Annotated in this window: 22 protein-coding genes; 14 read left to right on the top strand and 8 right to left on the bottom strand. The window is 70.3% G+C overall.

What is annotated here, in order from left to right:
- The first annotated feature begins 26 nt into the window (after nucleotides 1-26).
- Complete coding sequence (locus JI739_RS09585) at nucleotides 27-1,016, top strand: Bug family tripartite tricarboxylate transporter substrate binding protein (RefSeq protein ID WP_201683659.1); 990 nt, start codon at nucleotides 27-29, stop codon at nucleotides 1,014-1,016.
- Nucleotides 1,013-2,215, top strand: coding sequence for an aromatic ring-hydroxylating dioxygenase subunit alpha (locus JI739_RS09580; RefSeq protein WP_201683658.1), 1,203 nt, complete (start codon nucleotides 1,013-1,015; stop codon nucleotides 2,213-2,215). The genes JI739_RS09585 and JI739_RS09580 overlap by 4 nt, the downstream gene beginning before the upstream one ends.
- Before the next feature lie 393 nt (nucleotides 2,216-2,608).
- Here JI739_RS09580 and JI739_RS09575 read toward each other — a convergent pair whose 3' ends face one another.
- Nucleotides 2,609-3,235, bottom strand: coding sequence for an OmpW/AlkL family protein (locus tag JI739_RS09575; RefSeq protein WP_201683657.1), 627 nt, complete (start codon nucleotides 3,233-3,235; stop codon nucleotides 2,609-2,611).
- Between the two features lie 193 nt (nucleotides 3,236-3,428).
- Between JI739_RS09575 and JI739_RS09570 the strand changes: the two genes are divergently transcribed.
- The 3 genes from JI739_RS09570 to JI739_RS09560 all read left to right on the top strand — a co-directional run bounded on the left by JI739_RS09570 (nucleotide 3,429) and on the right by JI739_RS09560 (nucleotide 5,766).
- Entirely contained in the window at nucleotides 3,429-4,937 is a 1,509-nt protein-coding gene (locus tag JI739_RS09570) for a protein adenylyltransferase SelO (RefSeq protein ID WP_201683656.1), read from the top strand.
- 104 nt (nucleotides 4,938-5,041) lie between these two features.
- Complete coding sequence (locus JI739_RS09565; protein ID WP_201683749.1) at nucleotides 5,042-5,485, top strand: PACE efflux transporter; 444 nt, start codon at nucleotides 5,042-5,044, stop codon at nucleotides 5,483-5,485.
- Between the two features lie 71 nt (nucleotides 5,486-5,556).
- Nucleotides 5,557-5,766 carry a hypothetical protein gene (locus tag JI739_RS09560; RefSeq protein WP_201683655.1) on the top strand — a complete coding sequence of 70 codons (210 nt, stop codon included), beginning with the start codon at nucleotides 5,557-5,559 and terminating at the stop codon, nucleotides 5,764-5,766.
- 6 nt (nucleotides 5,767-5,772) lie between these two features.
- On the opposite strand, the gene glgX is transcribed toward JI739_RS09560, so the two are convergent.
- The 3 genes from glgX to JI739_RS09545 form a co-directional block, all read right to left on the bottom strand.
- Nucleotides 5,773-7,905, bottom strand: a complete 2,133-nt coding sequence (glgX, locus tag JI739_RS09555) for a glycogen debranching protein GlgX (protein ID WP_201683654.1) — start codon at nucleotides 7,903-7,905, stop codon at nucleotides 5,773-5,775.
- 85 nt (nucleotides 7,906-7,990) lie between these two features.
- Complete coding sequence (locus tag JI739_RS09550) at nucleotides 7,991-8,875, bottom strand: pirin family protein (protein ID WP_201683653.1); 885 nt, start codon at nucleotides 8,873-8,875, stop codon at nucleotides 7,991-7,993.
- Between the two features lie 84 nt (nucleotides 8,876-8,959).
- Nucleotides 8,960-9,892, bottom strand: a complete 933-nt coding sequence (locus tag JI739_RS09545) for a LysR family transcriptional regulator (RefSeq protein WP_201683652.1) — start codon at nucleotides 9,890-9,892, stop codon at nucleotides 8,960-8,962.
- 206 nt (nucleotides 9,893-10,098) lie between these two features.
- Between JI739_RS09545 and JI739_RS09540 the strand changes: the two genes are divergently transcribed.
- From JI739_RS09540 to JI739_RS09525, 4 genes are all read left to right on the top strand, one after another.
- Nucleotides 10,099-10,449 carry a DUF4148 domain-containing protein gene (locus tag JI739_RS09540; RefSeq protein WP_201683651.1) on the top strand — a complete coding sequence of 117 codons (351 nt, stop codon included), beginning with the start codon at nucleotides 10,099-10,101 and terminating at the stop codon, nucleotides 10,447-10,449.
- 120 nt (nucleotides 10,450-10,569) lie between these two features.
- Nucleotides 10,570-11,472, top strand: a complete 903-nt coding sequence (locus JI739_RS09535) for a LysR family transcriptional regulator (protein ID WP_201683650.1) — start codon at nucleotides 10,570-10,572, stop codon at nucleotides 11,470-11,472.
- 117 nt (nucleotides 11,473-11,589) lie between these two features.
- Nucleotides 11,590-12,609, top strand: coding sequence for a Rieske 2Fe-2S domain-containing protein (locus JI739_RS09530; RefSeq protein WP_201683649.1), 1,020 nt, complete (start codon nucleotides 11,590-11,592; stop codon nucleotides 12,607-12,609).
- Nucleotides 12,610-12,651: 42 nt separating this feature from the next.
- The gene (locus JI739_RS09525) at nucleotides 12,652-13,464 is read left to right on the top strand and encodes an IclR family transcriptional regulator (protein WP_236589434.1); all 813 of its coding nucleotides are present in this window, start codon (nucleotides 12,652-12,654) and stop codon (nucleotides 13,462-13,464) included.
- A 19-nt stretch (nucleotides 13,465-13,483) separates the two neighbouring features.
- On the opposite strand, the gene JI739_RS09520 is transcribed toward JI739_RS09525, so the two are convergent.
- Complete coding sequence (locus JI739_RS09520; RefSeq protein WP_201683647.1) at nucleotides 13,484-14,521, bottom strand: VWA domain-containing protein; 1,038 nt, start codon at nucleotides 14,519-14,521, stop codon at nucleotides 13,484-13,486.
- Between the two features lie 176 nt (nucleotides 14,522-14,697).
- On the opposite strand from JI739_RS09520, the gene JI739_RS09515 reads away from it, so the two are divergent.
- Both JI739_RS09515 and JI739_RS09510 read left to right on the top strand, forming a co-directional pair.
- A complete protein-coding gene (locus tag JI739_RS09515) occupies nucleotides 14,698-16,119 on the top strand; it encodes an FAD-dependent oxidoreductase (protein ID WP_201683646.1) in 1,422 nt (473 codons plus the stop codon).
- A gap of 24 nt (nucleotides 16,120-16,143) precedes the next feature.
- Nucleotides 16,144-17,163, top strand: coding sequence for a Bug family tripartite tricarboxylate transporter substrate binding protein (locus JI739_RS09510; RefSeq protein ID WP_201683645.1), 1,020 nt, complete (start codon nucleotides 16,144-16,146; stop codon nucleotides 17,161-17,163).
- Between the two features lie 97 nt (nucleotides 17,164-17,260).
- On the opposite strand, the gene JI739_RS09505 is transcribed toward JI739_RS09510, so the two are convergent.
- Nucleotides 17,261-18,235, bottom strand: coding sequence for a Bug family tripartite tricarboxylate transporter substrate binding protein (locus JI739_RS09505; RefSeq protein ID WP_201683644.1), 975 nt, complete (start codon nucleotides 18,233-18,235; stop codon nucleotides 17,261-17,263).
- Between the two features lie 41 nt (nucleotides 18,236-18,276).
- Nucleotides 18,277-19,584, bottom strand: coding sequence for a sulfatase family protein (locus JI739_RS09500; RefSeq protein ID WP_201683643.1), 1,308 nt, complete (start codon nucleotides 19,582-19,584; stop codon nucleotides 18,277-18,279).
- 72 nt (nucleotides 19,585-19,656) lie between these two features.
- Here JI739_RS09500 and JI739_RS09495 point away from each other — a divergent pair, with 72 nt between their 5' ends.
- Entirely contained in the window at nucleotides 19,657-20,559 is a 903-nt protein-coding gene (locus tag JI739_RS09495) for a LysR family transcriptional regulator (RefSeq protein ID WP_201683642.1), read from the top strand.
- 15 nt (nucleotides 20,560-20,574) lie between these two features.
- Here JI739_RS09495 and JI739_RS09490 read toward each other — a convergent pair whose 3' ends face one another.
- Complete coding sequence (locus JI739_RS09490; RefSeq protein ID WP_201683641.1) at nucleotides 20,575-21,225, bottom strand: trimeric intracellular cation channel family protein; 651 nt, start codon at nucleotides 21,223-21,225, stop codon at nucleotides 20,575-20,577.
- 61 nt (nucleotides 21,226-21,286) lie between these two features.
- On the opposite strand from JI739_RS09490, the gene JI739_RS09485 reads away from it, so the two are divergent.
- The gene (locus tag JI739_RS09485) at nucleotides 21,287-21,589 is read left to right on the top strand and encodes a 2Fe-2S iron-sulfur cluster-binding protein (protein WP_201683640.1); all 303 of its coding nucleotides are present in this window, start codon (nucleotides 21,287-21,289) and stop codon (nucleotides 21,587-21,589) included.
- Between the two features lie 109 nt (nucleotides 21,590-21,698).
- On the top strand, nucleotides 21,699-22,535 hold the full coding sequence (locus tag JI739_RS09480; protein WP_201683639.1) for a phytanoyl-CoA dioxygenase family protein: 837 nt from the start codon (nucleotides 21,699-21,701) through the stop codon (nucleotides 22,533-22,535).
- Nucleotides 22,536-22,550 lie beyond the last annotated feature (15 nt).

The following is a 22,550-nucleotide window of genomic DNA, read 5'->3' as shown; positions in this document are numbered from 1 at the left end:
GCTTTTCGCACAAGAGGAAGACAAGCATGCCAATCGACCGTCGCGCCTTCGGCGCAAGCATGGGCGCCGCCGCGCTGAGCCTGGCTGCCGGCCCGCTGCTGGCCCAGGCCCCCGGCACGTTTCCCAGCCGCCCCATCCGCATCGTGCCCTTCGGCACGCCCGGTGCGCCGCTGGACATCCTGGCCCGTGTCTACGGCGAAAAGCTGCAGGCACGCTGGGGCCAGCCCATCGTGGTGGAAACCAAGCCCGGCGCCGGCGGCATCATCGCGGCCGATTTCGTGGCCAAGGCCGCGCCCGACGGCCACACGGTGCTCTTCACGCTGCCGGCCTCGCACATCAATGCAGCCATCCTGCAGCCCAAGCTGCCCTACGACCCGTTCAAGGACTTCCAGCCCCTGAGCATCATCGGCACCGGCGGCGTGATGCTGGTGGCGCGCGCCGACGCGCCCTACAACAACGCGCGCGAATTCGTCGAGTTCGCCAGGAAGCAGCCCAAGGGCCTGACCTACGGCACCTGGGGCAACGGCTCGTCCGGCCACCTGATGGGTGAATTGCTCAAGCGCCAGGCCGGCGTGAACCTGATCCACGTGGCCTACAAGGGTGAGGCGCCCGCGCACAACGACCTGTTCGGCAACGCACTGGACTTCGCGTGGGCCAACCCGGCCACCGCCAAGACGCACTCGCAGTCGGGCCGCATCAAGGTGCTGGGCGTGACCGGCACCCGGCGCCTGTCGGTGCTGCCGCAGGTGCCCACCTTCACCGAGCAAGGCTTCGCGGGCTTCGACCTGGACAGCTGGTGGGGCATCTACGGCCCCGCGAAGATGCCGCAGCCCGTCGTGGATGCCTGGGCGGCGGCACTGCGCGAGATCACCGCCATGCCCGACGTGTCGGCGCGCGTGGTCGCCTTCGGCCTGGAGCCGCTGGGCAACACGCCCGCGCAGTTCGCCGATCGCATGAAGCAGGACTACGCCCGTTATGCAGAACTCATCAAGGCCGCTGGAGTGACCGTCGAATGAGCGCGCGACAAGCCGGCGTCGACGCGGACAGCGGCACGGCCTATGGCCGCCCCGCGCCGACTCACCGCGCCGAGCTGGCCGAGGTGGGCCCGGGCACGCCCATGGGCGAGCTGCTGCGGCGCTACTGGCACCCGATCGGCGTGGCCGCCGACGCCAGCGAAACGCCGCGCAAGGTGCGCGTGCTGGGCGAAGACCTGATCCTGTTCCGCGACAAATCGGGCCGGCCGGGCCTGGTGTACCCGCACTGCGCGCACCGGGGCAGCTCGCTGTACTACGGCCGGGTGGACGAGCGCGGCATCCGCTGCTGCTACCACGGCTGGCTGTTCGACGTGCAGGGCCGCTGCCTGGACCAGCCCTGCGAACCCGGGAACGGCGCGAAATTCCGCGAGCGGGTGCGCCAGCCCTGGTACCCGGTGGCCGAGCGGTACGGCCTGGTCTTTGCCTACCTGGGCCCGGCCGATCGCAAGCCGGTGCTGCCGCGCTACGAGTGCCTGGAAAACCTGGACGAGGGCGAGATGCTGGAGGCCAATGCCAACAGCATCGGCGGCGGCGGCCCGGCCGTCATCCCGTGCAACTGGCTGCAGCACTACGAGAACATCGCCGATTCGTTCCACGTGCCCATCCTGCACGGCGCCTTCAGCGGCACGCAGTTCGTGGACCAGATGGGGCTGATGCCCGAGGTGTCGTGGCGCGTTCGTGACGCCGGCCTGGAAGTGACGGCGGTGCGCAGGATGCCCGACGGCCGCACCTTCCGCCGCGTGTCCGAGGCGGGCCTGCCGACCCTGCGCGTGGTGCCCAGCCCGCGCGTGGGCCAGTACGGCCGGGTCGAATCGCTCGGCTGGGTGCTGCCCATCGACGACCACCACTTCCGCATCTACGTGGTGGGGCGCGTGAAGCAGGTGGGCGACCTGGCCCGCATGCGCTCGCGCCAGAACGGCAAGCTGTGGGAGGAGCTCACCGAGGAGGAGCACCAGCAGTTCCCAGGCGACTACGAGGCCATGGTCAGCCAGGGCTCGATCGCCAGGCACTCCGAGGAGCACCTGGCCACCTCCGACCGGGGCATCGTGATGCTGCGGCGCTTGCTGCAGCAGCAGGTGGAGACGGTGGCGGCCGGGGGGGATCCGGCGGGGGTGAGCTTCGACCCCGAGGCGAAGCCCATCGAGTTCACGGCGGGCAACTACCTCGAAGACCAGGACTGAGGATCTGGCCGGAGCTTTTCCGCTCAGGCCGAAGCACTCCGTTCGGGCCGAGCCACTCCGTTCGGGCTGAGCCAATTCCGTTCGGGCTGAGCTAGTCGGAGCCTGCACCGCGCGCCCGGCCCTTCGACAAGCTCAGGGAGAACGGAGATTGCCCGCTGGCCGGAGCTTGTCCGCTTAGGCTGAAGCACTCCGTTCGGCCTGGCCAACTCCGTTCGGGCTGAGCCATTTCGGTTCGGGCTAAGCCAACTCCGTTCGGCGTGAGCGACTCCGTTCGGCCTGAGCCAACTCCGTTCGGGCTGAGCTCGTCGAAGCCTGCACCGCGAAAGGGACCCTTCACGAGCTCAGGAAGAACGGAGCTTGTCCGGCGATACATGCCCGGTTGTCGCTCACCCGTCAGAACCGGTAGCCCACCCCCACCCCCCACAGCGTGGGGTCGACCCTGACGTGGCTGACCCGCGCGCCGCCGACGAACACGTCGCTGCGGATCCAGAGCTTCTTCACATCGAGGTTGAGGAACCAGTTGCGGTCCAGCTGGATGTCCAGGCCGGCCTGCAGGGCCGGGCCGGTGGAGTCGTCTTCGACCGAGCCCGCGCCGCCCAGCAGGTCCACGTTGCTGATGCGCGTGTGGTTGATGCCCAGGCCCAGGTAGGGCCGCAGGGTGGCGGTGGGCCGGAAGTGGTATTGCACCAGCACCGTGGGCGCCAGGTGCTTGAAGCTGCCGACGCGCTCGCTGCCCAGGTACATCGCGTGCTTCTGGCGGGCGCCGAAGATGACTTCGGCGGCGATGTTCGGCGTGAAGAAGTAGCTCACGTCGATCTCGGCGATGTTGCGCGTGGTCACCGTGATCAGGTCGGCCGGGCCGGTGCCGCCGATGGGTTCGGACTTGTCGGCCGGCGCGATGTGGACGGCACGCAGGCGCACGAGCCAGGGGCTTTGCTCCTGGGGGGTTTGTTGGGCGATGGCCGGGTGAGCGGCGGCGCAGGCGGCGAGGAAAAGGCCGAGCTTGAGGTGGGGTGTCATGGGCGTGGGGGGTGGCGTAGGGAGCCGTACGGATGGGATGTGCGGCGGCGCACTCTACCGAACCCACTGTCGGGTCAAGCCAACGCACCCTGCTGCTTCTGCCGCCCTTGCCGGTGACCGGCCTCGCGCACGGGGTCCGGGAACGCGGCCACGTCTGGCGGTGGGGGCTTCGCGCGCGGGGCACACTCGGGCGATGCAATCGCCTGCGTCCCTCTTCCGTTTCGACAACAGCTATGCCCGCGACCTGCCCGGGCTCTACGTGTCCTGGCGCCCCGCCGAGGTGCCATCGCCACGGCTGCTGTATCTCAACGAGGAACTGGCCGAGGAGCTGGGGCTGGATCCGCAGGCCTTGCGCGGCGAAGAGGGCGCGGCCCTCTTCGTGGGCAACCGGGTTCCCGAAGGTGCGCAGCCGCTGGCCCAGGCCTATGCAGGGCACCAGTTCGGCGGGTTCTCGCCCCAGCTGGGCGACGGCCGCGCGGTGCTGCTGGGCGAGGTGATCGACCGCCACGGCCTCCGGCGCGACATCGCCTTCAAGGGTTCGGGCCGCACGCCCTTTTCCCGCGGCGGCGACGGCAAGGCGGCGCTGGGCCCCATGCTGCGCGAAGTGATCATCGGCGAGGCCATGCACGCGCTGGGCATCCCCACCACCCGCGCGCTGGCGGTGGCCGCCACCGGCGAGCCCGTGATCCGCGAACAGGTGCTGCCCGGCGCCGTGCTCTCGCGCGTGGCGGCCAGCCACCTGCGCGTGGGCACCTTCCAGTTCTTCGCGGCCCGGCAGGAGATGGACAAGCTGCGCCAGCTGGCCGAGTACGCCATCGCGCGCCACGACCCGGACCTTGCAGGGCAGCCCGATCGCTATCTGTCGCTGCTGGCCCGCGTCGGCGAGCGGCAGGCCGCGCTGATCGCGCAGTGGATGAACGTGGGCTTCATCCACGGCGTGATGAACACCGACAACATGACCATCTCGGGCGAGACCATCGACTACGGGCCCTGCGCCTTCATGGAGGCCTATGACCCGACGACGGTGTTCAGCTCGATCGACCAGCAGGGTCGCTACGCCTACGGCAACCAGCCGCTCATCGCCCAATGGAACCTGGCGCGGCTCGCCGAGGCGCTGTTGCCGCTGACGGTGGGCGACGGCCACGACGAGGTGGCGAAGCAGGCGATCGATCGGGCCACGGCCGTGGTGCACGCCTTTTCCGGGCAGTACAAGGCGCAGCTGTTGCAAGGACAGCGCGCCAAGCTCGGCCTGCAGCCCTCGGCGGCAGACGACGCCGACAGCGCGCTGGCGACCGACTGGCTGGCGCTGCTGCAGGCGCACGCGGTGGACTTCACGCTCGGCTGGCGCCGCCTGGCCGATGCGGCCGCGGGTGACGAGGAACCGCTGCAGGCCTTGTTCCCCGGGCAGCCGGCGGCACTGGACGAGTGGCTGGATCGCTGGCGCGCGCGGCTGGCCGCCGACGGCGGCGCGCCCGGGGAGCGCGCCCGGCGCATGCGCCGCGTGAACCCCTGGATCATCCCGCGCAACCACCGGGTCGAAGAGGCGCTCGAAGCCGCTTCGGCGCAGGACGACCTGGGCCCGTTCGAGCAACTACTGGCCGCGCTGCGCGACCCCTGCACCGAGCGGCCCGGGCACGAACGTTACGCACAGCCCGCGCCCGCCGCCATGACGGCGAGCTACCGCACCTTCTGCGGCACCTGAGCGACCTACAATCCGCGGCTGCCCCTCGCGGGCACAGGAGGAACGGCCTCCCCCATCCTGGGCAAGCCATGTCGGGACGACCCGGCTTCACGGAGCCGGCCGTCGTGCAAGGCATCAAGAGAAAACTCGTCTACGTCATCTCCTTCGAGATCATCGCCATCGCGCTGTCCACCGCGCTGCTGCGCCTGCTGTCGGACAGCCCCATCGGCCCCGCCGGCCTGGCCGCGGTGGCGGCCTCGGCGGTCGCGATGGGCTGGAACTTCGTCTACAACCTGATGTTCGAGGCCTGGGAGTCGCGCCAGCCGCGCAAGGGCCGCAGCCTGCTGCGGCGGGCCTGCCACGTGCTGGGCTTCGAGGCCGGGCTGGTGCTGATGCTGGTGCCGCTGTTCGCGGGGGTGCTGGGGGTGAGCCTGTTGCAGGCCCTGGTGCTGAACGCGGCCATGATCGCGTTCTTCCTGGCGTACGGCTTCCTGTTCAACCTCGCCTTCGACCGCCTGTTCGGGCTGCCGCTGTCGGCGCAGGGCAAGCCGGCGTCCGAGGTGATGTAACAGGCCCGGGCGCGGCCGCCGCCGCGGGTTCCCGGGGGCTACGATGCCGCCAGGACCAGCCGAGGCAAGCCGTGCGAATCATCCAGAAGGACCACAACCCGCCCACCTTCGAGTTCAACGAGGTCACGGAGGAAGACCGGGCCCGCGTCACCGCGTTCGTCGAGCACTCGGGGCACGGCACCATCGTGAACCCCTGGGAGCCCTTCCTGCTGTCGTTCACCGACCCGCAGGTGATCGAATCGTTTCGCCGCGAATTCGCCCGGGACTTCGATTCGACCTGAGCGGCGTCACGCCGGCCGCATTCGGTACAGCTTCACGGCCCGTCCGGGCAGCCGCGTCTTCTCGCCACACGCGCGCGTCTCCTCGGCCGCGTCGTCGGCGGTGTCGAGCAGCAACTCCCAGGGCCCGCCGCCCTGCACCTCGGGCAAGGTGAATTCCAGGTCCTCGGGCGAAGCCGAGAGCATCAGCACCAGGTGGTCGTCGTGCAGCGGGCGTCCATCGGCGTCGCGGTCCTTCAGGCCGTTGCCGGCGAGGAACATGGCCAGCGACTGGGTGTGCGGGGCCTGCCAGTCTTCATCGCTCATGGGCTCGCCGTCATGGCGGAACCACATCAGGTCGCTGATGTCGGTGCCGCGGATCGGCCGGCCCGAGAAGAACTTCAAGCGGTGCAGCCCCGGATGCTTGCGGCGCAAGGCGATCAGTCGCCGCGTGAACCGCAGCAGCGATTCGTCGACCTGGCCCCAGTCGTACCAGCTGATTTCGTTGTCCTGGCAGTAGGCGTTGTTGTTGCCCTGCTGGGTCTGGCCGAACTCGTCGCCCCCCAGCAGCATGGGCGTGCCCTGGCTCAGGAGCAAGGTGGCCAGCAGGTTGCGCTGCTGGCGGCTGCGCAGCGCCTTGATGTCGGGGTCGTCGGTCGGTCCCTCGGCGCCGCAGTTCCAGGAGCGGTTGTCGTTGTGGCCGTCCTGGTTGCCTTCCTGGTTGGCCTCGTTGTGCTTGTCGTTGTAGCTGACCATGTCGCGCAGCGTGAAGCCGTCGTGCGCGGTGATGAAGTTGATGCTGGCCGAGGGCTTGCGGCCGTCGCCCTGGTACAGGTCGCTGGAGCCGGTGAGGCGGTAGCCCAGGTCGCTGGCCAGTCCGCCCTCGCCTTTCCAGAAGGCGCGGATGGAGTCGCGGTAGACGCCGTTCCACTCGGCCCACTTCACCGGGAAGTTGCCCACCTGGTAGCCGCCCTCGCCCACGTCCCAGGGTTCGGCGATGAGCTTGACCTGGCTGAGCACCGGGTCCTGGTGAATGATGGTGAAGAAGCCCGACAGCTGGTCCACCTCGTGCAGTCCGCGGGCGAGCGTGCTGGCCAGGTCGAAGCGGAAGCCGTCGACGTGCATCTCGGTCACCCAGTAGCGCAGCGAATCCATGATCAGCTGCAGCGTCTGCTGGTGCCTCACGTTGAGCGTGTTGCCGGTGCCGGTGTAGTCGAAATAGAAGCGCGGATGGTCCGGCACCAGCCGGTAGTAGGTCGGGTTGTCGATGCCCTTGAAGCTCAGCGTGGGCCCCATGTGGTTGCCCTCGGCCGTGTGGTTGTAGACCACGTCCAGGATCACCTCGAGGCCGGCGGCGTGCAGGGCCTTGACCATCTCCTTGAATTCGCGCACAGCACCTTCCGCATCGCCGCGGCGGAAGGCCGCGCTGTAGCGCAGCTCGGGCGCGAAGAAGTTGAGCGTGGAATAGCCCCAGTAGTTGGACAGCCCCTTGTCCAGCAGGAAAGGATCGTCCAGGTGCGCGTGCACCGGCATCAGCTCCACCGAGGTGATGCCCAGCTCCTTCAGGTACTGCAGCATGGCCGGGTGCGCCAGCCCCGCATAGGTGCCGCGCAATTCCTGCGGCACGTCGGGGTGGCGCATGGTCAGGCCGCGCACGTGGGTCTCGTACAGGATGGTTTCGTGCAGCGGGATGTCGGGCGCGCGGTCGCCGCTCCAGTCGAAGGACGGATCGATCACCACGCCCAGCGGCACGCCGCGGGCGTCTTCCTCGCGCAGGGCGTGGTCCTCGGCCTCGGCGCCCGTCTGGTAGGCGAACACGCCGGCCTCGAATTGCTCCAGGCTGGCCAGCGCCTTGGCGTACGGATCGAGCAGCACCACGTGCGGGTTGAAGCGCAGGCCGCGGTCCGGCTCGTAGGGGCCGTGCACCCGCCAGCCGTAGCGCTGGCCGGGGCCCAGGCCGGGAACGTAGCCGTGCCACACGTGCGCGGTCTGCTCGCGCAGCGCGTAGCGCTGTTCCCGGCCATCGGCGTCGAACAGGCACAGGTCGACGGCGGTGGCATTGGCCGAATAGATCGCGAAGTTGACGCCCCGGCCATCCCAGGTGGCTCCGAGGGGATAGTCGTGGCCGGGTCTGGGGACGGGAAGGCTGGCTCGCTCGATCATGGTCGTCGCTGGGATGGGTGAAGCCCGACATTGTTGGAGGCGGCCCGGCCGCCTTCCGTAGGACGGCTGCTCGCCCCGGCGTCCTTCAGAAGCGGCCGGCCCGGAAGTCGGCCACGGCCTGCTGGATCTGCTGCGCCGTGTTCATGACGAACGGCCCGACCTGCGCGATCGGCTCGTTCAGCGGACGCCCGGCGACCAGCAGCGCGCGGCTGGCGGTGGTGGCGTGCAACACCACGCCGTCACGGTCTTCGCCGTTGGCCAGCACGGCCATGCGGCCCGCCGGCACCGCCTGCCCGTCGATGCGCAACTCACCTTCATACGGCAGCACGAAGGCGTTGTGCGACGGATCGAGCCGCTGTGCGAAGCGGGAGGCGGCCGGCAGTTCCAGGTTCATGAGCAAGGGCGCCGTTTCGTCCCGGGTGACCGCGCCCGTGACGCCATGGCTGAGCCCGGCGACCAGCACGGCCCGCACGCCGTCGGCCGTCTCGAGCTGCGGCAGGTCGGCGGCGGTGAAGTCGCGGTACCAGGGCTCCTGCATCTTCCGGGCGGCCGGCAAATTGAGCCACAGCTGGAAGCCCGACATGAGGCCGTCCTGCTGCTGCGGGATCTCGGAGTGGATGACGCCTCGGCCGGCGGTCATCCATTGCACGCCACCGGCCTCGAGCAGGCCCTCGTGGCCGGCGCTGTCGCGGTGCCGCATGCGCCCGGCCACCATGTAGGTGATGGTCTCGAAGCCGCGGTGCGGATGGTCGGGGAAGCCCGCGATGTAGTCACCCGGCTGGTCGCTGTGGAAGTGATCCAGCATCAGGAACGGATCGAGCCGGCGCTGCAGGTCCTGCGTGAGCAGGCGCATCAGCCTGACGCCCGCGCCATCGGACGTCGGCCGGCCGGCCACGATGAATTCGACGGCGCGCGGCCGGCTGACCTCGGCGGGCGCCGCAACGGGATGGGTGGAGGTGTGGGAGGTCATGCGGGCAATGTAGGGACGCCACGGGTCCGCGGGAAGTCCGGCGCATGGGTCGGACCGGCCCATGGATGGAACGATGGCCGCGGCTCAGGTCGGGCCGATCTCGAGGCGCGTGGCTTCGATGTTGCGCCGCGCGTAGTCGACCAGGTGGTCCACGAAGGCACGGGTGCGCAGCGGCATGTACTGGCGGCTGGGGATGGCCGCCACCAGCCGCAGGCGCCCGGTGATCCACGGCGCCAGCACGCGGCGCAGCGACCCGTCCCGGATCGGCCCCACCAGCAGGTCGACGGGTTGCATGCTGATGCCTCCGCCTTCGAGCGTGGCTCGCAGCAGGGTGTCGGTGTGGTTGGCGGTGAGCACGGCCGGCAGATCCAGTTGCAGTGTGCGGTCGCCGTCGGTGGGGTCGATCAGGCGCACCGGCCCCGGCCGCTGGCTGGGGGGGCGCAGCCGCAGCAGGCGGTGCTGCAGCAGCGCCTGCGGGTCGCGCGGATCGCCATGCCGGGCCAGGTACTCGGGCGAGGCGCACAGCACCGCAACGCTTTGCACGATGGGGCGGACGATGACCTCGGGATCGATCACCGACAGCCCGGTGAGTACCGCCAGGTCGAACTCGTGCACGGGCGGTTCGGAGGCGTCCTCCACGTGGACTTCGACGTTGACTCCCGGGTGCAGCCTCTGGAAGTCCACCGCCGCGCCGGCGAGCACGTGCGCGGCCGCCACCGGCGGCGCCAGCACCCGCACCGTGCCCTTCATCTCCTGCGTCTGGGCCTGCGCGGCATCGCTCGCATCCTCGATGTCGACCAGGATGCCGCGCAGCCGCTCCAGGTAGGACTCCCCTGCCTGCGTCAGCGCGAGGCGGCGGGTGGTCCGGTGCAGCAGCCGAACGCCCAGGTGCCGCTCCAGGTCGCTGACCAAGCGCGTGACCACCGCCGGCGCCAGGTCGAGCCGCCGCGCGGCCGCCGCGAAGCTGCCTTCGTCCACCACCTGCTGGAACACGCGCATCGATAGCAGCCGATCCATGGTCTTTCCCTCTCAACACCGCAACGAGTTCGATTGTTGACGATTCAGCAATGAGACGTGCCGCCGCCGGTGGTTTTTCGACGCCGTGGCCGTCTCCAGAATCCAGCCCATGCCACTCGCACACGAAGCTCGGAGCGAGACCGGCAGCCCGATCGGGCGATCGCTCGTCCGACCAGATTCGTCAACAGTCCTTCTTGGAGCCCTTCATGAACCTCAAGCCCGCCCGCATCGCCCTCCTCGCCGCCGTCGCCCTGACCGGCGCCGCAGCCTTCGCCGACGCCCTGCCGTCCGAGTACCAGGAGAACGCCGTGTCCACCAAGTCCCGCGCCGAGGTGCGAGCCGAACTGGCCCAGTTCCGGCAGTCCGGCGTGAACCCCTGGTCCACCAGCTTCAACCAGTTGCGAGGCGTCCAGAGCACCAGGACGCGCGCCGAAGTGGCGCAGGACTACCTGGACAACCGAGAGGCGGCCGCCGCCTTCACCAGCGAAGACAGCGGCTCGGCCTACCTGGCCCAGCACCGCGCGTCGGACGCCACCCGCACGCTGGCTTCCAATTGATCGCGAACTGATCGCGAGGGCGCCTCCAGGGCGTCCTTCTGGCGAGGCCACCAGGGCGCGGGCCGGGTCGGACGGCGGTGCGATACTGCCGTCCGCCTCAACCGTGACCGTCTGCCTCCGTTGGATTTCGACCTCAACTTGCTCAAGGTCCTCGCGGCCGTCGCGCGCACGCGGTCGGTCACGCTCGCCGCCGACGAACTGGGCCTGAGCCAGCCGGGGGTGAGTAGCGCGCTGGCCCGCCTGCGAGCCGTCACCGGTGATCCGCTCTTCGTGCGCACCGGCAAGGGCATGGAGCCCACGCCGCGTGCGCAGGACCTGCTGGGCTCGGCTCAGGACCTGCTGGCCAAGATCGGCCAGGCGGTGCGCGCCGGCGCCGCCTTCGACCCCGCCACCACGCCCACCGTCTTTCGCCTCGCACTGTCCGACGTCGGGGAAATGTCGGTGCTGCCCGCCCTGCTGAACGACCTGCGCGCCAGTGCGCCGCAGGCGACGGTGCAGACGGTGTCGCTGCCCCCGGGCGAGCTGAGGGCGACGCTGGAGGACGGCTCGGTCGACCTGGCGGTGGGCTACATGCCCGAGCTGGGCGGGGCCGGCCTGTACCAGCAGCAGCTCTACACCCACGGCTTCTGCTGCCTGCTGCGGGCCGATCATCCCGTGCAGTCCGCGCGCATCGGGCGGCGCGACTACGAGAAGCTGGAACACGTGGTGGTGCGCTCGCCGGTACGCAGCCAGGAGCTGATCGACCGGGAGATCGACAGGAGCGGCATCCGGCGCCGGGTGGTGCTGCACACGCCGCATTACCTGAGCCTGCCGGTGATCGTCTCGCGCACCGACCTGATCGCCACCGTGCCCCAAGCGGTGGGCACGGCCTTCGTCGAGATGGGCCTGCTGCGCAAGGCGCGCCCGCCCGTGCCGTCGCCCAGGTTCCCGGTGCGCCAGCACTGGCACGCCCGCTTCCACGCCGATCCGCGCCACCAGTGGCTGCGCGAGCGCATGCGGGCCCTGTTCACGACCAGGTCCTGAACCGACCTGCCGGGCAGCATTGCTCCGGCCGATTCCATCTATTGCGGCCATTGGATTGAGCGATGGGCCGCGCCTGCCTAGACTGCCTCTCTCCCCGTTCGACAAGGATCGATTGCCATGTTCGTCCGCGATCTCTGGTACCCCGTGATGTGGTCCGAGGAACTGAAGCCAGGACAGCTGCTCGCCCGCCGCGTGCTGGACGAGCCGCTGGTGTTCTTTCGCTCCCCGCAGGGCGATGCGGCCGCCCTGTTCGACATGTGCCCGCACCGGCAGGTGCCGCTGCACCTGGGGCGCGTGCTGCCCGGCGGCCAGCTGCAGTGCGGCTACCACGGCCTGGAGTTCGCCGCGGATGGCCGCTGCACGCGCAATCCGCACGGCGGCCCCATCGCTTCGGGCCTGAAGGTGCGCAGCTACCCGGTGCTGGAGAAGCACACGCTGGTCTGGGCCTGGATGGGGGACGCGCCACCCGATGCGGCGTCGATCCCCGACTTTGGCCTGATGGACGAGCGCCCGGACGGCCTGATGCGCGGACGCTCCTACCTGCACATCGCCGCCAATTACCTGCTGGTGGCCGACAACCTGCTGGACCTGAGCCACGCCAACTACCTGCACGAAGGCATCCTGGGCCTGCCCGAGCACAGCGCGGCGCAGGTGAGCGTCGAACAGGTGGGCGACACCGTCACCTGCCAGCGCTTCATGCCGGGCGTGCCCATCGCCCGCATGCACGACCTGATGTACCGGCAGGACGGCCAGCCCATCGACATGTGGAACCGGGTGCGCTGGGATCCGCCTGGCTGCCTCATCCTCACCCACGGCTTCGCGCGGCCGGGCGGCGCCGATCCGTTCGAGTTCAGCGCGGTGCACCTGCTCACGCCCGAGAGCGAGGCCAGCACGCATTACAGCTACGGCATCGTGCGGACGCCGGCCACGCAGGACGACGACACCGTGGCCGCGGAAGTCGCGGCCACGCGCAAGTTCGTCTTCGAGCAGCAGGACCGGCTGGTGCTGGAGGCGCAGCAACGCATGCACCAGGCCTACCCGCAGGCGGCCGCCGCGCCGGTGCTGCTGTCCATCGATGCCGCGTCCGTGCGCATGCGGCGCATCCTGCAGCGCAAGCTGGAGGCGATCAGGGTGTGAGCGGCGGGGGCATGGCGCCACGCCGTGGCTACCATCGCCCGCATGCGCCCCCGCCCGCAGCCCCGCTCCCCCCAGGCCGCGCCGCCGGTCCCGCCGGCGGTGAAGTCCGCCGAGCGGGTGCTGGACCTGCTGGAGTTGCTGGCGGGCACGGGGCGCGCCATGACGCACGCCGAGCTGGCCCGGCGTACCGGCATTCCCAAGAGCAGCCTCACGCAGCTGCTGCGCACGCTGGTGCAGCGCGGCTACGTGGAGCAGCCGGCGCAGGCGCCGCAGTTCCAGCTGGGCGAGCGCACGTATGCGCTGGCGCGGCGCGGCGCCCACAGCCGCGACCTGGTGCGGCTGTGCCAGCCCTGGCTGGAACGGCTGGTGCGGACGGTGGACGAGTCGGCCGCGCTGGCCGTGCTGCGCGACGACATGGCCGAGCGCATCGCCAGCGTCGAGACCGGGCGGGCGGTGCTGTACTCGGTGCACGTGGGCGTGCTCGCGCCGCTGTACGCCAGCTCGCCGGGCAAGGTGCTGCTGGCCTGGATGCCGCCGGCTGAGCGCGAGGCCTACCTGCGCCGGGTGACCCTGCGGCCTCGCACCGAGCAGACCATCCGGTCGGTGCCCGTGCTGCGCCGGCAACTGCAGGCGGTGCGCGAGGAAGGCGTGGCCTGGTCGTTGGGCGAGTTCACGGCCGGTGTGACAGGCATCGCGGTGCCGGTGCTGGACGTGCACGGCCGCTGCCTGGCCGCGGTGGGCGTGGCGCTGCCGAGCGAGCGGCTGACCGATGCGCGCAGGGATGGCATGGTGCGCGCGCTGCGGCAGGCGGCCCAGGGGATTGCGGATTCGGTGGCGGAATCGGCATCGAGGTGATGCTCCGCGGCTGTGAGCCTCAGTCGATCCGCCGCAGCCACACCATCGACAGCAGCCCGGCTGCCAGCGTCGACAAGGCGGCCGCCAGCGCGAACAGGGCCGTGACCTCGGTCTCGCGCTTGACCACCTGCATCTGGGAGCCCAGGTTCTCGTACACGTTGCGCAGCTTTTCGGCGGTGCCGGCGTGGTGGTATTCGCCGCCGGTCATGCGCGCCACCTCGCGCAGCGTCGGTTCGTCCAGCCGCAGGTAGATCGGCATGCCTTCGGCCGAACCGGCCTCACCGTCGGGCACACCCAGCCCCACCACCTCGATGCGCACGCCGCGATCGGCCGCCATGCGGGCCGCCTCCAGCGTGTCGACGCCGGTGGTTCGGCGGCCGTCGCTCAGCAAGATGATGGCCGCCGAGGTGAACGAGCCCGGCTTGACCGGCGTGATGGGCTTGGGCGGCGCCTTGGGCTTCTCGTCCAGGCTGCGGCTCTTGGAAGGCCGGCCGAAGGTGAGCGCCTCCAGGTCGATGCCGTGATCGGGGAACAGCTCGGCCAGGCTGACCACGATCGCATTGCCGACGGCGGTGCCGGTCTGCATCTGGAAGCCGTCGATGGCCGCCAGCAAGGCCGCGCGATCGCGCGTGGCCCGCTGGGCCACCTGCGTGCTGCCGGCGAAGGTGACCAGCCCGACATCGACGTGGCGCGGGACCTCGCGCAGGAACAGGCGCGCGGCTTCCTGCGCGGCCACCATGCGGCTGGGCTTGACGTCGGACACGCGCATGCTGAGCGACACGTCCATGGCCAGGATGAGGGTCGAGCGGGCCCAGGGCAGCGCCACCGTGGCCGTGGGCCTGGCGCTGGCGACCAGCAGCACCGCCAGGGCCAGCAGCAGCAGCGCGGGAGGCACGTGCCGTCGCCAAGCGCGGCCGGCCACCGCCGCACGCACCACGCCCAGGTGGCTGAAGCGCACCGCCGAGCGCGAACGCCGCCGCAGCAGCCAGGCGTAGAGCGCCGGCAGCAGGGGCAACAAGAGCAGCAGCCACAACGATTGGGGCGAGAGGAAGTACATCGAGGCGGCTTGCCGCGAGCTGCGACACGCCGGGCCGTATCGTGCCGGGGTGCCCGCCGATTGACAATCACCGGGACCGCTGCAGCCGCCTGGTCTGGCCCAACCCGGCGCAATGGCCGTTCATATGCGTGAACACCGGCTGGCCCGGCGCGCGGCGGCTGCCCACACTGCCGGCCATGGAAAGCGAAACATTCGAACGCCCGGCCCTGGGCCGCACGCCACGCGGGGTGCCGGTGGTGGCCGAGGCCGACGTGGTGGTGATCGGTGCCGGTCCCGGTGGCTTCGCGGCGGCCCTGCGGGCCCGGCGCGAGGGCTGCAGCGTGGTGCTGCTGGAAAAGTTCGATATGCCCGGCGGCGTGCACACCTCGGGCCTGCAGGGGGCCGCCGGTGCGGGGGTCGGCGGCATCCACACCGAGCTGATGGATCGCTTCGCGCGCGAAGGCGCCATCTACACCGCGACCGAGCGGGACCTGCCCGACTGGGCCGGCAACCCGCTGTCGCACTACGACTACTACCTGCCCCCGGGCAGCCCCTTCAAGCGCAGCTCGTTCAACCCCGACGGCGCGGGCAACGTGATGCTGCGCATGCTGGAAGAGGCGGGGGTGCACGCCATCTACGGCGCGAGCTTCACCGACGTGGAGATGGAACCCGCGGGCGATCAGCGCCGCATCACGCACGCGATCTGCGAAACGGTCGAAGGCCGGCAGGCGGTGCGCGGCCGGGTCTTCGTCGAGGGTTCGGGCACGGCCGAGGTCGTGGCGCGCGCCGGCTGCCCGTTCGTGCGCGGCGGCGGGCGGCAGCCGGACACGGTGCCGCAGGACGGCGCCAGCCGCCCGGTCCCGGGCGGGCTGCTGTGGATCATGGGCGGCATCGACTTCGCCGCGACGGCGGCCTACCAGAAGCGCGAGGGCGACCCCGAGCTGCAGCGCCTGATCGAGCGGGCCCGCGCCGCCGGCGACATCCCGCCCGAGCTGTACCGCCCGCGCCTGCCCTCGCCCGACGTGTACGGCACCCACTACATCGGCCACCCGACCGTGGACATGAGCCCGATCCAGGGGCCGGGCACCTTCATCCTGTGGCAGAACGTGCCCTACGAGTGGGCGCTGCACATGGACGACGACGCCGGGCATGCGTCGCGCGCCAAGAAGGCGCTGCGGCAACTGATCGATGCCGAGGCGCGCTTCCTGACCAAGTACGTGCCGGGCTTCGAGCGTGCCTTCATCACCCACGTGGGCCGCTACGTGGGCGTGCGCGACGGCCGCCACCCCATCGGCGAATACGTGTTCTCGATCGACGACGCGCGCAGCGGCCGGCGCTTCGAGGACGCGGTGACCCAGCCGATGACCAAGACCTTCTTCTGGGACCGCTACACGCGCTACAGCTTCGAGGTGCCCTACCGCTGCTTCCTGCCGCGCGAGGTGGACAACCTGCTGCTCACGGGCGCGTCGCTGTCGTTCACCTTCGAGACCATCTTCATGGTCATGCGCAATTTCCCTTGGTGTACCCAGACCGGCGAGATCGCGGGATATGCTGCGGCAAGGTGCATCCGCCAGGGAATTCCCCCCAAGCAACTGAGCTGGCGCGAGCCGCTGTTCTGAATACCCACGACCTCAGGAGACGACATGACAAGCACCCAAGCCCTTCGCCGCTGGTTCGGCAAGACCCTGCTGGCCGGCGCCTTCGCCGCACTGGCCGCACCGCTGGCGCTGGCGCAAGATGCCGCGAGCTTCCCGAGCAAGCCGATCACGCTGGTCGTGCCCTTCCCGGCAGGCGGCTCGCTGGACGTGACGGCCCGGATCATCGCGGAGAAGCTCAAGGAGACGCTGGGCCAGCCGGTGGTGATCGCCAACCGGCCCGGCGCAGGCTCGGCCGTGGGTGCGCGCTCGGTGGCCACGGCCCCGCCCGATGGCCACACGCTCTTCATCACCTCGGGCTCGGCCTACGGCTACCTGCACCTGCTGGTGCCCAACTTCGAGTTCAAGCTCGATGACTTCGCGCCCATCGCCGCAGTGGCGGTGAACTCCTCGGTGATCGCCACCAACAGCAGCTTCCCGGCCAAGACGCTGCCCGAGCTGGTGAACTACGCCAAGACGGTGCCCGGCGGCGTGAGCTTCTGCACCACCGGCGTGGGCGGGCTGAACCACCTGCAGCTGGAAATGCTCAAGGGCCTGGTCAAGACCAAGACCGGCAGCGAACTGAACGTGACGCATGTCCCCTACAACGGCCTGGCCCCGGTGCTGGTGGGCCTGCGCGGCGGCCAGGTCGGCATCTGCACGGCGCCCTTCGCCTCGCTGGTGAAGAACCTGCACGGCAAGGAACTGCGCGTCATCGCGGTGCAGCGTCCGAAGCGGCTGCCCTCGCTGCCGGACGTGCCCACCACGGGCGAGCAGGGTTACCCGGAGATGGACGCCAACGACGCCTTCGTGAACATCGCGGCCCCCAAGGGCACGCCGCAGCCGATCCTGGCCAAGCTCGAGTCGGCGGTGCTGGGCGCGATGCGCGACCCGGTGGTGCGCAAGAAGATCGAGGAGCTGGACATCGAGGTGCTCGACATGGGCAGCGCCGAGACCCGCAAGTGGCTGGAAGACGACGTGAAGCGGCTGAGCGCGGTGATCCAGAAGGCGGGGTTGACGCTGAAGTGAGTGCGCCCCGGGGGGCCTTGCCGCAGGGGCCCTTCGCCCTCAGGCGCGTCGGAGCCCCCCGCCAGCCATACAGGCCAATGGAGGCCTCGGCCGCGCCCTACTCTCCCGCCACGAACCCCGTGGCCTTCACGACCCGGCCCCAGCGTTCCGTTTCCTGGTCGATCTTCTTCTGGAACGCGTCCCCGCACACATTCGGCGCGACGTTCAAACCACCCGCTTCGATGCGGGTCTTGAATTCCGGCGAAGCCAGCGCCTGCTGGTGGGCCGTGGTCAGGCGCTGCACGATGGCCGGCGGCAGGTTCTTCGGAGCCGAGAGGCCGAACCAGACCGTGCTGGTCAGCTGCGGCAAGCCCACTTCGGCGACGGTGGGCACGTCGGGCAGTTGGGGCGAACGCTTCTCGCTGGTGGTGGCGTAAGCCACCAGCTTGCCCGTCTTGAAGTGCGGCGTCGCATTGGAAATCTGCACGAAGCCCAGCGGCGCCACGCCGGCCAGCAGGTCGGTCAGCTGCTGCGGAGTGCTGCGGTACGGCACGTGCGTCATCTCGATCTTGAGCGCCTCGGCCAGTTGCCAGCCCAGGAAGTGCGCGGGCGAGCCGGCCGAGTACGAAGAGTAGGTCGGCGGCGTCTTCTGCGACTTGAGGTATTGCGACAGCTGCGCGAAGTTCTTGGGACCGAGCTGGCTGTTGCCGGTGAGCACCAGCGCCGCGTCCACGCCCTGGCAGATCTGGGTGAAGTCGCTGCTCTTGTACTGCGCACGCGGGTTGGCGTTGGGCGTGATGGTGAGCATGCCCGCCGTGTTGACCATGAGCGTGTAGCCGTCGGCCGGCGCGCGCAGCATCTGCTGGGCGGCGATCATGCCCCCGGCGGCGGGCACGTTCTCCACCACGAAGGGCTGGCCCAGCGACTTGGACAGATGGTCCGCGAGCGCGCGGGCATACAGGTCGGGCGGGCCGCCGGCGGCCGAGGGCGCCAGCAGCTTGATCGGGCGGGTGGGCCATTCCTGGGCCTGGGCCGCGGTGGTGGCGAGGGCAGCCAGGGCCAGCAGGGCGGCGCGGCGGGGGATGGTGTTCATGGGGTCGTCTCCTGGTAGGTCAGTGAAGAGGGTGTTCGCTTTCAGCGCTGTGGCATGTCCTTGGCCGAATAGCCGACGCTCACCGCGGCGTCGTCGGGGATGGGGGGCACGCTCTCGTTCCAGGCGAGCCAGTCGGCCTGCATCTGCGCAAAACGTTCCGGCTCGCGCGGGGCCAGGTTGGCCCGCTCGCGCTCGTCGGCGGCCAGGTTGAAGAGGTATTCGTGCTGGTCGACCTTGAGGTACTTCCAGTCGCCCCGGCGCAGCGCGCGCTGCTGCCGGTGGTTCATGCGCCAGTACAGGGGCCGCTCGAAGCGGTGCGAGGGATCGCGCAGCACCGGCGCCAGCGACACCGCGTCCAGCGGATGGGCCGGATCGGGCTGGCCGCCGCCCACTTCCAGCAGCGTGGCCGACCAGTCCATGGTCATGCAGTGCTGGCGGCTCACGCTGCCGGCGGGAATGACCGCTGGCCAGTGCGCGATCCAGGGCACGCGGATGCCGCCTTCGGTGAGATCCATCTTGCCGCCCACCAGCGGCCAGTTGTCCGAGAAGCGCTCGCCGCCGTTGTCGCTGGTGAAGACGATCAACGTGTGGTCCAGCACGCCCTTGCGGCGCAGGGCCTCGACCAGCCAGCCGATGCCTTCGTCCATGTGCTGGATCATGCGGTGGTAGCTGTGGACATTGCCGCCGTCCAGGTGGAACAGGCGCCCGGCGAGGTCGGCCGAGGTGCGCGCGTCGTCGCGCGTCTGCCAGGGCCAGTGCGGCGCCGTGTAGTGCAGGCTGAGGAAGAACGGCTTGCCGCCCGTGGCCATGCGCTCGACGTAGTCGACCGCGCGGCGCGACAGCAGGTCGGTGAGGTAGCCCACCTCGTGCGTCTCGGCCTCGCCGGCGAAGAGGTCGTGGCTGCCGTTGTTGGCACAGTGGGTGAAGTAGTCCACGCCGCCGCCGTAGGCGCCGAAGAACTCGTCGTAGCCCGACTTCAGCGGACCGAATGCCGGCGGGTTGCCCAGGTGCCACTTGCCGATGAGCGCGGTGGCATAGCCGGCCTGGCGCAGCAGGGACGGCAAGGTGGGCATGTGCGGCGGCAGGCCCATGGCCGCGAGGTTCCTGGTGCGGCTGCCCATCGGCTCTTCCAGGCCGCCCCGGATGCGGTACTGGTAGCGCATGGTCATGAGGCCGAAGCGCGTGGGCGAGCAGACCGGCGAGTTGGCGTAGCCCTCGGTCAGGCGCAGGCCGCCTTGGGCCAGCGCGTCGAGCCGCGGGGAAACCGCGTCACCGCGCCCCCCATAACAACCCAGGTCGGCGTAGCCGAGGTCGTCGGCCACGATGTAGATGATGTGCGGCTGCTGCATGGGTCGGAAAGGTTAGGTCACGACCTGCCATTTGTAAAATTGGCATTCGCTTTTTTGGTTTGCAGTTTTTCTATGGATCCTCGCCACCTGGTCCAGCTCGCGGCCATCCTCGAACACGGGTCCATCAGCCAGGCCAGCCGCCACCTGCACCTGACCCAGCCCACGCTCACGCACAACATGCAGGCCCTGGAAGCGCAGGCCGGCGGCAAGCTGTTCGAACGCAGCCGCTTCGGGGTGCGCAGCACGCCCTTGGGCGAACTGCTGGCTCGCGAGGGCCGGGCCATCTCGCGTCGGCTCAAGGACGCGGCCGAGACCACCGCCCGCCACCGCAGCGGCCTGCGCAGCACGGTGCGCCTGGGCACCGGTCCGCTGATCGGCGCTGCCCTGCTCCCCGGGCTGGCGCAGGAGCTGCTGCAGCGCCACCCGCACGCCCACCTCACCTTGCAGAGCGACCGGCCGCACCTGCTGGTGGACCAGCTCATCGACGGCCGGCACGACCTGGTGATCGCCCCGTCGTGGCTGGAGCGCCCGCCGGCGGGCATCGAACGCTTCCTGATGATCGAGGACGACCTGGGCGTGTTCTGCGGCGAGGCGCACCCGCTCGCGGCGGGCGGCGTGCTCAGCCCGTCGGCCACCGATGGCATCAAGTGGATCAGCATGGGATCGGCCTCGCCCTTCGACCAGCCGGTGCGAGAGATGCTGGGCGAGGCAGGCATCCACACGCCGGCCACCGAGATCACGGTTCTTGGCGAGGTGTTCATGCTGATGCGCCTGCTGATGCAAGGCCGGCACCTGGCCGTGCTGCCGCACTTTCCCCTGCGGCTGCTGCGGCCGATGTTCCCGCTGCGCGAACTCGCCCTGCCGGCACGCCCGCAACCCCGCCACACCTACCTGTGGTGCCGTGCCGCGCTGCTGGAAGACCCGGCACTGGTGGCGGTCAAGGACACCATCCTGGCCCATGCCCGCAGCGCGTGAGCCGGCCCTGCGGTCCTACCGCCTTTCGGCACCCGAGCTCCAGCGCGGCAGCGTGTAGCCGCTGAGCAGCGCGGCGGCGCGCAGCCCGCTGGCGGTGGCCGCTCCGACCAGCAGGGCCAGCCCCGGGGAGAGCCCGGCCTGCTGCACCCCGATGAGGACCCAGCCGCCGATGAAGGCGCAGACGGCATAGGGGCGGTGGTCACGCAAGGCGGTGGGGATCTCGTTGCACACGATGTCGCGCAGCACGCCGCCGAAGGTGGCCGTGATCACGCCCATGAAGACGGCGACGATGCCGGGCAGGTCCTGGCCCAGGGCGAGCTGGGTGCCGCTGGCGCTGAACAGCCCCAGGCCCATCGCATCGGGCCATTGCATGGCTTTTTCGGTGGGCGCGAAGTGCCGCGCCCGCAGGAACAGCATGGCCGCGACGCACAGTACCAGCAGGCCCCACAACCAGTTGGAGTGCGTGACCCAGAAGAACGGGCGGCGGTCGAGCAGCACGTCGCGCAGCGTACCGCCGCCGAACGCGGCCAGGCCGGCGACCAGGCAGACACCGACCGCGTCGAGCTGCTTGCGCGCGGCCTCCAGCAGGCCCGACAAGGCGAAGGCGAGCGTGGCGCCGGCCTCGACCGCCAGCAAAGCCCAGGAGAGCAGATGAGGATTCGACATGGCTGGGGCATTGTCGTCGCGGGTCGCCGGCCGGCGCGCACCGCGCCCCTAACATCGCGCCATGTCCAGCTCCCATCGCCACGAGGTCGTGGTGCACGCGACCGGCCAGGCGTTCGACGCGGCGACCGACGTGCCGCTCCTGGTGTCGGCCGCGCAGGCCGGCGTCGCCCTGCCGAGTTCCTGCCGCAACGGCACGTGCCGCACCTGCATGCGACAACTGCTGCAGGGCACGGTGCGCTATCTCGTCGAATGGCCGGGCCTGACGGCGGAGGAAAAGGCGCAGGGCTGGATCCTGCCCTGCGTGGCGGTACCCACCTCGCCATTGCGCCTGGGCGAGGCGGCGCAGCGGAGCTGGTGGGAGTAGGGCGTGCATATTCCCGGCTCCGGTGAGCTGGGGGGCTTTGGCCGAAGACGCCACGCCGCGGGGCGAAGGGCCCCTGTACGGTGGAGTCCGCACCCAGGAGAGCACTGCCATGAACGCCCATGAACCCGCCGGATCCGACCCGCTGCGCGCCGACGTCGAGGCCCTGTACCGGGACGGCATCGCCGCCTGCCGGGGCGCGTTCACGCGCGCGTTCGTCGATCGGCTGCGCGAGGACATGATGAGCGCGTTCTGGGACGCGATCCAGCGCCCCGGTGGAGCCGTGGGGCGCGGCCCGCGGCGCTGGTACGTCGAAGCGCCACCGCAGGCGTTCAGCGGCTTCATGGAGCTGGTGACGCATCCGTGGGTGCACGGCATGGCCGAGGCGGTGCTGGGTCCACGCTACGAGATCGTGGAGATCGGGCTGGACGTGCCGTTCCAGGGCGCCCGCTACCAGCCCTGGCACCGTGACTTCCCGTCGCCGCGCGAGAGCTACGAGGACCGTCGCATCACCGCGCTGGCCTTCAACGTCACGGGTGTGGACGTGACGCCCGACATGGGGCCGCTGGAGGTGGCGCACGGCACGCAATGGGACGATGGGCGCGACTGGAAGCACCTCATGTTCCCGCCGCCCGAGCTCTGGCCCGGCTACGCGGCCCGTGCCGTGCGCAAGTACCCGCAGGCGGGCGACATCAGCTGTCGCTCGGCGCTGACGCTGCATCGCGGCACCGAACACCTGTCGCCGGTCGCCCGGCCGGTGCTGGTGCTCGGTTACGACGCGCCCGGGGCGGGCCACGCGGCGCTGCACGACCTGACGGTGACCCGCGACTTCCACCAGGCGCTGCCGTTGCTGGTGCGCGAGCGCCTGGTGTGCCGCGTGGTGGAGCGGCTGGAACCCATGGTGCAGAAGCACGCGATCGAAGGCCTGGTGATGGCCGGCGAGCCCTGAGCGCGCGGCCCTGGC

This window comes from Ramlibacter aurantiacus (genome assembly GCF_016722895.1).
Classification (GTDB): Bacteria; Pseudomonadota; Gammaproteobacteria; order Burkholderiales; family Burkholderiaceae_C; genus Ramlibacter; species Ramlibacter aurantiacus.
The sequence above is the reverse complement of the archived record's forward strand: the minus strand, read 5'-3'. Positions and strand labels throughout refer to the sequence as shown.